An 11,821-nucleotide genomic window follows, 5' to 3' on the forward strand; every position below is an offset into this window, starting at 1 on the left:
TTTCCTCGCTATTTAGTGTCCGTCATGTTCGGTGCAATGCCGTGGCAGCGCGCCAGGAGCTGGCGGCAAGGGCCACCCGGAGAGGCTCCTGGGCGGCCTGGGCGATGTGCTGCGGGTCAGAAGTTCTGCGTCAGGCCGAACACGTATCGCCTGCCATCGAGGTTGTAGGCATAGTCATCCTCGGTGGTGACTTCCTTGTTGGTGACGTTGTACACGCCGAACTTCAGACTGAGATCCTTGGTCGGCCTGTACACCAGACCGACGTCGGCGAAGGTATAGGACGGGTAGGTCACGCCGTTGCTGGACGCGCCGCTGGTACCGGTCTGCCAACGACCGGATGTCTCGCCCCGGTAGTTGAGCTGGGTCCAGAGGTTCAATTTGTCCGTGGCCTGCCAGTCCAATGACACGTTGAGCATGTGCTTGGCCATGTCGTTGAGCGGCTCGCCCTTGTACTGGCCGGTCTTCTGCTCCGTGCTGGTGTAGGTGTAGCTGTGGCGGTACATCAGGTTGTCGAGCAGCTGGTAATCGAGGGTGAACTCCACGCCCTTCAACTCTGCCTCGTCCACGTTCTCGTAGGCGGTGTAGCCATACTGGTGCGCCGGATAGGTGGTGCCGTTGTATACGCAGGGCACGTTCGGCTGGCAGACGCGGCCAGTGCGGTTGATCTTGTCCTTGTAGTCGGTCTGATAGACCGTCAGGGTCGTGTTGAGGCCCAGATCGAAGTTTTCGTAGCCGATGCCGATCTCGCGGTTGAGGCTGGTCTCCGGCGTCAGTTCGGGGTTACCGATGATTACGCCGCCCCTTGAGCTGGAGCCAAAATCGGTTGCGGCCTGGCGCAGGCTGGGCGCCTTGTAACCGGAGGTCACGCCGCCCTTGAGGGTGAAGTTCTCGGTCAGGTGATAGACGGCATAGACCTTGGGACTGACTTCGCTGCCGAACGCCTCGTTGTCGTCGTAGCGGGCACTCAAGGTCAGCGACAGGTCGTCGGTCAGGCTCCAGTTGTCTTCCAGGAAGATCGAGTTCTGGTAGCGCTCCATCTCCACTACGGCATCGGCAACCGGAACGACCGGCGGACGCAGGCCGCTGCTGGCACCGTCCTTGAGCTCTTCGTACTTGTGGGTCAGGCCACCTGTCAGTGCATGGGAGCCGAGGAAATAGGTCGCCTGGGTGTTGGCCGTCAGCACGTTGTACTCGATGCCATTGCCGGTATTGGCGTTGACACGGGTCGGGTTCTCCGAGGTGTCGTAGTTGACGTAGGTGTCCAGCAGCAGGTTGTCGTAACGCCCTTCATGGGTAATGGCGTAGGTCTTGAGGATCGACTCGTTGTAGCTCGGCTCGTCGGCCACGTCGATGCTCTTGCCCGGATTGGCCCAACGGCGTTGCAGCGCCTCGTTGTAGTTGAAGGTGACCAGGTTCTGCTCGTCGATGTTCCAGCCCAGCTTGCCGCCCAGGTTGCTTCTTCTGTACCTGGGATCGGAGGCAGCGCTGTCGTCACTGCCGAGGAAATGGCTTTCGTCCTGGTGCAGGAAGGAACCATTGACCTGCAGGGCCAGCACATCCTCGATCAGCGGCGCATTCAGATAGGCACTGGTCTGATAACCGTCCTCGTTCACCTTGTTGGCGCTATCGGCCAGGCTGTACTCGGTGGTGATGCTACCGGCGAACTCGTTGCGGATCTTCTTGGTGATGATGTTGATCACCCCGCCCATGGCATCGGAGCCATACAAGGACGAAGCTGGGCCACGAATGACTTCGATGCGCTCGATCGCCTCGAGGGGTGGCAGGAAATTGATCGGCGTACCGTTCTGCGTACCGTTGAGGCCGAAGGAATCGTTGCCCTGCATCGGCCGCCCATCGATCAGAAACAGCGTATAGCCCGAGGTCATGCCACGGATCTGGATCGAGCGTTCCACACCGCCACCGGCAATCTGCACCCCGGCCACGTTCTTCAGCGCGTCGGTGATATCGGTATAGGAGCGTTTCTTCAGTTCTTCTGCGGAGATGACCGTGATGGCGGCGGGAGCATCCTTGACGCTTTGCTCGAACCCTGTGGCGGTGACCACTACCGCCCCAAGCTCCAGTTGCTCGGCCTTCTCGTCGGCACCCGCCGAACAGGCCAGCGAGGCCAGCGTGACAGCCAGCAGGGTTTTGTTGAATAGAGGCCGAGACGATGCAGCGAGACGTCGCTGGTTGAGTGACATGTGGATTGCTCCCAGTGATCAAGGTAAATCGAGTTGTCGGCTTGTTTCCAGCGGCCGTCCTGCACAGGAACTCGAACCCTGCACTCCCCCGGACTTAGGCTTCGCTGGCTGACCCATCTCGGAACATCGGCGGCAGGCTCCGCCGTGATCAGCGCGAGCAGCCGGCATGTGATGGCCGAGACAACTAGAAAGGGCCGTGGCAAAGCCTCGGATGGACAACACGCCATCGAGAGCGAGCACTAGGAAGAAAAAGAAGCGCTACTACTTGCCGGCCCTGTCGGGTCAGACGCAAATAGTAAGAATTTACATTTGAGAGTAAATCTAATTTACGAACTATACACTTTGCAGCCGCAGCTTCAGCCTCAGACCGGGCCTGGCATTCTCCGCCCACAGGTGCCCGCCCTGAGTCGCGATCATGCTGCGCGCAATGGCCAGCCCCAGGCCGAAGCCGTCCCCCCCCGGACGAGCCGCACTAAGGCGGGTGAAAGGACGGAAGATGGTCTCAAGCTCGCTCTCGGCGACACCGGCCCCCTGGTCCTCGATCCACAACAGCCATTGCCCACCATCGAGCTGTCCGGCCAGGCGCACCACTGCGCCTTCAGGCGAGTGGCGAATGGCATTGCGCAGGATGTTCTCCAGCGCCTGCGCCAGGCCGTTGAGGTTGCCCAGCACCCGGCAATCGGCCGGCAGCTCGCAGGGCATGCGCTCGATGGGCCAGCCGGTCTCGAAGCCGGCGTTCTCACGCAACACATCCCAGAGCCTGACGATGTCCACCTCTTCCAGCGGCAAGCTGGGCCGTTCGGTGTCCAGCCAGACCAGCTCCAAGGCATCGCCGACCAGTTTTTCCATTTCCTCGACTTCACGCGCCAGGCGTTGACGCAGGGCCTCGATGTCCTGCTCGCTCTCCCCCGCCACACGCAAGCGGGCCAGCGGCGTGCGCAGTTCATGGGACAGGTCGCGCAGCAGCTGGCGCTGGAACGCCACGGTGCCCTGCAGGCGCTCGGCCATATGGTCGAAGGTTCGTGCCAGCTCTCCCAGCTCATCCTTGCGCTGCGTCACCTGCGGCCCGAGCCGAGCAGACAGGTCGCCTGCACTGAGTGCCGCGGCCTGACGCCTGAGGATCGCCAGCGGAGCGATCAGCAGGCGATACAGCAGAACGGCCACGATCACAGCCAGCACGGCCGGCAGCACGCGCTGCAGCAGCAACTCCCATAGCTCGTTGTACTTGCGCGGGTTCAACCGCTGCGGCAACTCCATGACCAGCCGGGCATTGCCGTCGCTGAAAGGAATGTAAAAGGTCGGCGTGCCGCCTGGCCGCCCTACCGGGAACTCCAGCCTGCGCACGAAATCGAGGCGTTGCGCCTGTTCGGCCGTCAAGGTTTGCGAGGACAGCGAGTCCTTGTGCTGATCGACCACCACGGCCCAGACCTGCTCACGCTCCTGCAGCCGCTGCACGAAGGCATCGACGCCTGCTGCACCCTCCTCGCGCCACGCTGTTTCCGCCTCCCGGGCGTAGTCTTTGAGCGTCTGCCGGGTGGACTCGGGCAAATAGGACGTCGCATCGATCAGCACGCGGCCGACATCCACATGCAGACTGACCAGCAACAGGCAAAACAGTGCAAGCGCTCCGGCCAGCCGCCAGAGCAGCGAATGTCGCCCCGGCAGGTTCATGCCCCGGCCTGCGTCAGGATGTAGCCCTTGCCCCAGACGGTATCGACACGCGTCGCCTCGTAGCCGACGGCCTGCAATTTACGACGGATATGGCTGACGTGCATGTCCAGGCTACGGTCGTGCTGGGCGTAAGCACGGCGCAGCGCCTGCTGATAAAGGAAGGGCTTGCTCAAGGCCTCGTCCTTGTGTCGCCAGAGCAGCTCCAGCACCCGGTATTCGCTGGGCGTCAGGCCGACCCAGTCACCACGGAAGGCCACATCGCTGCGTCCCTCGTCGAACTGCAAACCGTTGCCCTCTGCACTCGACTGCGGCTCGCGGCGCTCATAGGCGACACGCCGCAGGATCGCATCCACGCGAACGCTCAGTTCGCCGAGACTGAAGGGCTTGGGCAGATAGTCGTCGGCGCCCTGACTGAAACCGGCGATGCGGTTCTGCTCATCGCCCAACGCAGACATCAGCAGAACCGGCACGCTGCGGCGCTGACGCAATTGCTGCAGCGCCACCAGGCCATTGGTGCCGGGCAGCAGGATATCCATCAGGATCAGATCGAAATCCTCGTTCTCAGCCAAGCGCAACCCATCGCTGCCGTCATGGCTGAGGGTCACGTCGAAACCACGGGCCATCAGGTGAGATTGCAGGTGACTGGCAAGCAGCGGGTCGTCCTCGACAGCGAGGATTCGGGTTGGAGAAACGGAGCTGGCATTCATGGAGAGAAACCGACGAGGCAGAATGAGAACAATTCTACCTACTAAACGACAATCGCTCACCTACAGATTCCGCCGCGCTGAATCGCTACACTGCCGGAACGTCACTCAGGAGGAACGTCGTGTTCAAGGATCTAGGCATCAAAGGCCGTGTGCTGCTGCTCACCCTGTTCCCCACCAGCCTGCTGGCTCTGGTGCTGGGTGGCTATTTCACCTGGGTGCAGCTGTCCGGTTTGCAGACGCAATTGCTGCAGCGCGGTGAGATGCTGACCGAACACCTGGCGCCCCTGGCGGCCCCCGCGCTGGAACAGAACGCCCTGAAAAAACTCGAGCGCATCGCTCAGCAGGCACTGGAGCACCCTGATGTGCGCGCGGTGGGTTTTCTCAGCCCCGAGCGCACGTCACTGGCACACGCCGGCCCCAGCATGCTCAACCCATCACCCAGCGACCAGGCGGGCATCAGCCTGCTCAGCGGCCAGGACGCCACGCGTTTTCTGCTACCGGTCTACGACCAGCACCTGGCGCTTAGCGACGACCAGGATGAAGGGCGGAAGCTGGAACTGCTCGGCTGGGTCGAACTGGAGCTTTCGCATCAGGGCACCTTGCTCAGCGGCTACCGCAGCCTGTTCGCCAGCCTGCTGCTGATCGCCGGCGGCCTGGCCGTCACCGCCCTGCTCGCCCTGCGCATGGGCCGCAGCATCAACGAGCCACTGCGCCAGATCAAGGCCGGTGTCGCCCAGCTCAAGGACGGCCACCTGGAAACCCGTCTCCCTCCACTGGGCAGTCATGAGATGGACGAGCTGGCCGCCGGTATCAACCGCATGGCCGAAGCCCTGCAGAACGCACAGGAAGAACTCCAGCACAGCATCGAGCAGGCCACCGAGGACGTACGGCAGAACCTCGAGACCATCGAGATCCAGAACATCGAGCTGGACTTCGCGCGCAAGGAGGCCCTGGAAGCCAGCCGCATCAAGTCCGAGTTCCTGGCCAACATGAGCCACGAGATCCGCACGCCGCTCAACGGCATCCTGGGCTTCACCAACCTGCTGCAGAAGAGCGAGCTCAGCCCGCGCCAGCAGGATTACCTGTCGACCATCGAAAAGTCCGCCGACAGCCTGCTTGGCATCATCAACGAGGTGCTCGACTTCTCCAAGATCGAAGCCGGCAAGCTGATGCTCGAATCCATTCCCTTCAACCTGCGCGACCTGCTGCAGGACACCCTGACCATCCTCGCACCGGCTGCCCACGAGAAAGAGCTGGAACTGGTCAGCCTGATCTACCGCGACACCCCGCTGGCCCTGCGCGGTGATCCGTTGCGCCTGAAGCAGGTCCTGACCAACCTGGTCAGCAATGCGATCAAGTTCACCCGCGAAGGCACCATCGTCATGCGCGCCATGGTCGAGGACGAAAGTCCCGATAGCGCGCAGTTGCGCATCAGCGTAATGGATACCGGCATCGGCCTGTCGGATGAGGACCTGCGCGCGCTGTTCCAGGCCTTCAGCCAGGCCGATAACTCACTCAGCCGCCAGGCCGGCGGCACCGGCCTCGGCCTGGTTATCTCCAAGCGCCTGATCGAGCAGATGGGCGGCGAGATCGGCGTCGACAGCACGCCGGGCGAAGGCTCCGAATTCTGGGTCACCCTGACCCTGCCCAAGGCCCGCGACGACGCCGAAGACCTGCCACGTGCCGTCTTCCAGGGCCGCCGCGTGGCCGTGCTGGAAAGCCACGAGCTGGCGCGCCAGGCGCTGACCCATCAACTCGAAGACTGCGGCCTGGAGGTGGAAAGCTTCGCCGACCCCGGCCAACTCTTCGATGCAGTGAACCAGCAGCAGAATCACGAAAAACCGCTGAGCCTGGCTGTTCTTGGCATCACCGCCAGCCAGCTACCGCCTGACACCCTCGGCCAACGTATCCAGGAGCTCGACCGGCTCGGCTGCAAGGCCCTGGTGCTGTGCCCGACCACCGAACTGGGGCTGTTTCACGACTCGATGCCCGATGCCTACGCCCAACTGCAGGCCAAGCCACCCTGCACACGCAAACTGTACAAGGCGCTGGTGGAACTGGTCAGCCCGCAACGCCCGGCCAGCGAGTCGGTCACCATCAGCAACACGCGTCGCCCGCAAATCCTCTGCGCCGACGACAACCCGGCCAACCTGCTGCTGGTGCAAACCCTGCTCGATGACCTCGGTGCTCAGGTTACCGCCGTGGACAGCGGCTACGCGGCCATAGAAGCGATACAGCGCGACAGCTTCGACCTGGTGTTCATGGACGTGCAGATGCCCGGCATGGATGGTCGCGAAGCCACCGAAGCGATTCGTCAGTGGGAAAGCGAACAGGGTCGCAGTGCCACACCGATCATCGCCCTCACCGCTCACGCCCTCGCCAACGAGAAACGCGCCCTGCTGCAGAGTGGCATGGACGACTACCTGACCAAGCCGATCAACGAACGCCAACTGGCCCAGGTGGTGCTCAAGTGGACGGGGCTGAGCCTGCGCAACCAGCCCAATCTCAGTGTCGCACCGGTTGCTGCGCCGCAACCGCAGCCCAAGGTGCTCGACGCGGAAGAAGGCCTGCGCCTGGCAGCAGGCAAAGCCGATCTGGCGGCGGACATGCTGAGTATGCTGCTGGCCGGCCTGCCCGGTGACCGCCAGGCCATCCGCCAGGCACGCGACGCCGGCGAGCGCACCACACTGATCGAACGAGTTCATCGCTTGCACGGCGCTACGCGCTACTGCGGCGTGCCGCAACTGCGCATGGCCTGCCAACGCAGCGAGACGCTGCTCAAACAGGATGATCCCGAGGCCCAGCGCGCTCTGGACGAACTGGACGCAGCAATCGCGCGCTTGACCGAAGCGGCGGCACAAAGCGCCTGAGGAGCCGCCATGCGTATCTGCCTGTTCAGCAGCAAAACCTACGACCGCGAGTCCTTCCTGGCAGCCAACGGCTCGCCCGAATGGCACCTGCAGTTTCATGAGTCGCGCCTGACCCGCGACAGCGTGGCACTGGCCAAGGACAGCGAAGTGGTCTGCGCCTTCATCAACGACGACCTGTCGGCGCCGGTACTGGAGCAATTGGCCGCTGGTGGCACGCGCCTGATCGCCTTGCGCTCGGCCGGTTACAACCATGTCGACCTGACAGCCGCGCAGCGCCTCGGTCTGCCAGTGGTGCGCGTACCGGCCTATTCGCCGCATGCCGTGGCCGAACACGCCGTGGCCCTGGTACTGGCGCTGAACAGGCGCATCCACCGCGCGTTCAACCGCACCCGCGAGGGTGATTTTTCCCTGCATGGTCTGACCGGCTTCGACTTGCATGGCAAGACCGTCGGCGTGGTTGGCGGCGGCAAGATCGGCCAGGTATTCGCCCGCATCATGCACGGCTTCGGTTGCCAGGTGCTGATCCACGATCCGTTCCCGCTGACCGGGCTCGGTGAGCTCGGCGCACGCCAGGCAGCTCTCGAAGAAGTGATCGCCAGCAGCGACATCCTCAGCCTGCACTGCCCGCTGACTGACGACAGCTACCACTTGATAGATGCTGCACGTCTGGCTCAGATGAAACGTGGCGCGATGCTGATCAACACCGGCCGCGGCGCGCTGGTCGACGCACCGGCACTGATCAAGGCGCTGAAAAGCGGCCAGCTCGGCTACCTGGGCCTGGACGTCTACGAGGAGGAGTCGGAACTGTTTTTCGAGGATCACTCCGACCTGCCCTTGCAGGACGACACCCTGGCCCGCCTGCTGAGCTTTCCCAACGTCATCGTCACCGCGCACCAGGCCTTTCTCACCCACGAAGCGCTCGACGCCATCGCCCGCACCACCCTGGACAACATCGCCGCCTGGCTCGCCGGCCAGCCGAGCAATGAGGTCAAGGCCGGCGCGTGATAGCATGCCGGCTGATCTGGAGGACCCATGGCCGAACACGATTTCCGTTATTCCCTGCTCAACCCGCAACACACCCTCACCGAGTGCCGCGCACTGGCACCGGGTCGCTACCAGGTCACCGGTAACGGTGGCTCGATCAAGGCCAACGACGTGCTGCTGGTCACCCTCAAGGGCAGCCGCGACCTGCACATGCGCCTTGACGTGGAGAAGGTTCGTCACCTGATCAACCCGCCCGGTCAATGGCTGGCGGTGTGCAAGGGCCCGCAGTTCAAGGAGCTGGCCATTCACAACTGGCAAGTGAACTGCGACAGCTGCGGCAAGCAGCTGGATTTCGAATTCGCCGTCGATGCCGCGCTCGGCAAGGCCGCACATGCTCCGGCCGCCGAGGCCCGCATCGCCGAACTGGGCTGGCGCAACGACGCTGGCCGTCATCTATGCCGCACCTGCCAGGAGGCCTGACACCATGTACCGCGCCCTGCCCCTCGCCCTTCTCACCGCCACACTGGTCGGCTGCGCCAGCGACGCCCCGCAGCTGGAAACCGAACGCAGCTACCAGGTGGAATGGATCGGCGAACGCCCACTGATCGACCGCAGCCACCTGACCGTCACCTTTGCCGCTGACGGTCGCGCTCACGGGCATGCTGGCTGCAACCACTGGTTCGCCGGCTACACGCTGAAAGATGACGCCGTCCGCTTCGAAACCCCGGGCAGCACCCGCAAAATGTGCGCACCCTCGTTGATGGAGCAGGAGCAGCGCTTCCTCGCGGCCTTGACTGAAGTGCAGCGCTGGGACTTCAACGAAATCGGCCAGTTGCAGTTGTGGCCGGCCAGCGGCAAGCCTATTCGTCTCTGGCCGCAATGACGGCGTAGCCCGGATGCAATCCGGGGCGGTTGCCCGAAAGCCATGATCGAGTTGGCTGTTGCACAGGGTTGTAGGAGCGGATTTATCCGCGAAATTCGCGCCTGAAGCAGTGTGCCGCTCGGTCACTCCTATAAAGGTCAGAGCGGAGCATCAACAGATAGCGCGCAAAGAGCTCCCGGATTTCATCCGGGCTACGCAAACAGCTCCAGCTGCTCCTGCCGCCCGCGCAGATCATGCAGCCTGACGCCCACCCCGAGCAGGCGCACCGGCTTGTCGCCGCGGGCGAAAGCGTTGCTCAGCAATAGCCGATAGCTTTCCAGATCCCGACTGGCACCCGCCTGCTCCAGAGTGGTCTGGGTGAAATCATGAAACTTCACTTTGACGAAAGGCTTGTCCGGTCGATAGCTGGCGTCCAGACGCTGCAGGCGGCCGTTCATCTCCTCGAGCAGCGCCGGCAGTTTCTCCAGACAGCTCTGCAGATCCGGCAGATCCTGATCGTAGGTGTTCTCCACGCTCAGTGACTGGCGGCGGCTGTCCACCTGCACGGCACGTTCGTCGATGCCGTGGGCCAGGCGCCACAGGCGCTCACCGAAACTGCCGAACTCGCGCACCAGCGTCAGCTTGTTCCAGTCCCGCAGATCCAGACAGGTGCGAATGCCCAGGCGCGTCAGCTTGTCAGCTGTGACCTTGCCGACGCCATGCAGCTTGTTCACCGGCAAATCAGCCACGAAATCATCGACCTGATCCGGGGTAATCACGAACAGCCCGTTGGGTTTACGCCAGTCGCTGGCGATCTTGGCCAGGAACTTGTTCGGCGCGACGCCAGCCGACACGGTGATGTGCAGCTCCTGCGCCACACGACGGCGAATTTCCTGGGCGATGCGCGTGGCGCTGCCGGCGAAATGCGGCGAGTCGCTGACATCCAGATAGGCCTCGTCCAACGACAGCGGCTCGATCAGGTCGGTGAACTGACGAAAAATGCCGTGAATGTCACGAGAGACCGAGCGGTAGACCTCGAAGCGCGGTTTGACGATCAGAAGATCCGGGCACAGTTTCAGCGCATGCCGCGACGACATCGCCGAACGCACACCATAGGCACGCGCCTCGTAGTTGCAGGTGGCGATTACCCCGCGACGGTCCGCCGAACCGCCAACAGCCAGCGGACGACCGGCCAGACTCGGGTCGTCACGCATCTCGATGGCGGCGTAAAAGCAGTCGCAGTCAACGTGAATTATCTTGCGCACAACACCCTCGAAAGCCTTGCCAGGTCTGGTCGAACTCGCTGAAGTCTAACAGTTGTTTGAGGCTAACCATCTGAGTTGAAAACAGTTTCTTGAAGATAACAGTTGACGTAAGGCTCTCTGCCGGTAGAATGGCCACCGCGGGATGGAGCAGTCTGGTAGCTCGTCGGGCTCATAACCCGAAGGTCGTAGGTTCAAATCCTGCTCCCGCAACCACCTTCCGGAAAGGCCACTCTAACGAGTGGCCTTTTTGTTTGCCTGGTCGATTAGTATTTTCGATTAAAAGAAAGAAACCGATTGACAACACNGTAATGGCGGGGAGAGGGACGTAATCAACGTAGTCGCCACGACGTACCTGGTAATCCAGCGGGTTGATGGAGGTTGCGTGAACCCGCACCAGTACTTGTCCTGCCTGCGGTGCGGGTTTGGCCACTTCGCTCAGTTCGAACGCGTTCGGGCCGCCAAAGGATTTGAGTACTTGCGCTTTCATTGTGGTTCCTCGCTTCTGGAAAAAGGGATATAGGGAATTTTCGATATATTGACACGTAAACGTGCTCGTTCACGTTGGGCATTAACGATGCCCGGTGTGCTCACTGTCGATGACCGCCAGTAGTTGCCCAATTGGCGTGCGGTCGAAACCATCTTCAAGCAATGCGTTTGCCGAGAGGCGTGCGGCTGAAACCACCTTCAGCAATGCGCTCGCCGAGAGGCGTGCGGTCGAAACCGTCTGCAGCAATGCGCTCGCCGAGAGGCGTGCGGTCGAAACCGTCTGCAGCAATGCGCTCACCAAGAGGCGTGCGGTCGAAACCGTCTGCAGCAATGCGCTCACCCAGAGGCGTGCGGTCGAAACCGTCTGCAGCAATGCGTTGGCCCAGAGGCGTACGGTCGAAACCGTCTTCAGCAATACGCTCGCCCAGAGGCGTGCGGTCGAAACCGTCTTCAGCAATACGCTCGCCCAGAGGCGTGCGGTCGAAACCATCTTCAGCAATGCGCTCGCCAAGAGGCGTACGGTCGAAACCGTCTTCAGCAATACGTTCGCCGAGAGGCGTGCGGTCGAAACCATTTTCCGAAACATTCTGATGGTCGGTGGTTGCTTGCTGAACGGTCGTAGCACTTTGCAACGGCTGCGGGTTAGACGGAGTTACAGCGAATGCAGATGAAGCTACATGGGCCAGAATTACAGCTGTAAGTAAGTTCTTCAAAAAAGTTTGCGCTTTCATTTTTGGATCCTCGTTTCTGGAAAAAGGGATATAGGGAATTTTCG

At 62.1% G+C, this 11,821-nt stretch carries 9 protein-coding genes, 1 tRNA gene and 1 pseudogene; 5 read left to right on the plus strand and 6 right to left on the minus strand.

The window, feature by feature from the left end; all coding sequences use genetic code 11:
* Positions 1-116: 116 nt before the first annotated feature.
* The 3 genes from GV002_RS11070 to GV002_RS11080 all read right to left on the minus strand — a co-directional run bounded on the left by GV002_RS11070 (position 117) and on the right by GV002_RS11080 (position 4,579).
* Entirely contained in the window at positions 117-2,201 is a 2,085-nt protein-coding gene (locus GV002_RS11070) for a TonB-dependent receptor domain-containing protein (RefSeq protein ID WP_160018395.1), read from the minus strand.
* A gap of 333 nt (positions 2,202-2,534) precedes the next feature.
* Positions 2,535-3,872: a sensor histidine kinase gene (locus GV002_RS11075; RefSeq protein ID WP_160018397.1), complete on the minus strand. Its 1,338-nt coding sequence runs from the start codon at positions 3,870-3,872 to the stop codon at positions 2,535-2,537.
* Entirely contained in the window at positions 3,869-4,579 is a 711-nt protein-coding gene (locus GV002_RS11080) for a response regulator transcription factor (protein WP_160018399.1), read from the minus strand. Before GV002_RS11080 ends, GV002_RS11075 begins: the two co-directional genes overlap by 4 nt.
* Before the next feature lie 119 nt (positions 4,580-4,698).
* On the opposite strand from GV002_RS11080, the gene GV002_RS11085 reads away from it, so the two are divergent.
* The 4 genes from GV002_RS11085 to GV002_RS11100 are packed head-to-tail and all read left to right on the plus strand — an operon-like array spanning position 4,699 to position 9,316.
* Positions 4,699-7,449: a response regulator gene (locus GV002_RS11085; RefSeq protein WP_160018401.1), complete on the plus strand. Its 2,751-nt coding sequence runs from the start codon at positions 4,699-4,701 to the stop codon at positions 7,447-7,449.
* Positions 7,450-7,458: 9 nt separating this feature from the next.
* Positions 7,459-8,454: a 2-hydroxyacid dehydrogenase gene (locus GV002_RS11090; RefSeq protein WP_160018403.1), complete on the plus strand. Its 996-nt coding sequence runs from the start codon at positions 7,459-7,461 to the stop codon at positions 8,452-8,454.
* A 27-nt stretch (positions 8,455-8,481) separates the two neighbouring features.
* The gene (locus GV002_RS11095; RefSeq protein WP_160018405.1) at positions 8,482-8,913 is read left to right on the plus strand and encodes a hypothetical protein; all 432 of its coding nucleotides are present in this window, start codon (positions 8,482-8,484) and stop codon (positions 8,911-8,913) included.
* 4 nt (positions 8,914-8,917) lie between these two features.
* Positions 8,918-9,316 carry an META domain-containing protein gene (locus tag GV002_RS11100; protein ID WP_160018407.1) on the plus strand — a complete coding sequence of 133 codons (399 nt, stop codon included), beginning with the start codon at positions 8,918-8,920 and terminating at the stop codon, positions 9,314-9,316.
* Between the two features lie 191 nt (positions 9,317-9,507).
* Here the strand turns inward: GV002_RS11100 and dinB are convergent, their stop codons facing one another.
* Positions 9,508-10,560 (minus strand): DNA polymerase IV, encoded by a 1,053-nt coding sequence (gene dinB, locus GV002_RS11105; RefSeq protein WP_160018409.1) that lies wholly within the window; start codon positions 10,558-10,560, stop codon positions 9,508-9,510.
* A 136-nt stretch (positions 10,561-10,696) separates the two neighbouring features.
* Between dinB and GV002_RS11110 the strand changes: the two genes are divergently transcribed.
* Positions 10,697-10,773 (plus strand) — tRNA-Met (locus tag GV002_RS11110).
* 92 nt (positions 10,774-10,865) lie between these two features.
* Here GV002_RS11110 and GV002_RS24315 read toward each other — a convergent pair.
* Positions 10,866-11,047, minus strand: a pseudogene (locus tag GV002_RS24315) (alcohol dehydrogenase catalytic domain-containing protein); the annotation flags it as partial.
* A gap of 154 nt (positions 11,048-11,201) precedes the next feature.
* Entirely contained in the window at positions 11,202-11,777 is a 576-nt protein-coding gene (locus GV002_RS11120; RefSeq protein WP_160018411.1) for a hypothetical protein, read from the minus strand.
* Positions 11,778-11,821: the final 44 nt, after the last annotated feature.

The organism is Pseudomonas sp. 8O (assembly GCF_902506495.1).
In the GTDB taxonomy this organism is placed as follows: domain Bacteria; phylum Pseudomonadota; class Gammaproteobacteria; order Pseudomonadales; family Pseudomonadaceae; genus Aquipseudomonas; species Aquipseudomonas chaetocerotis.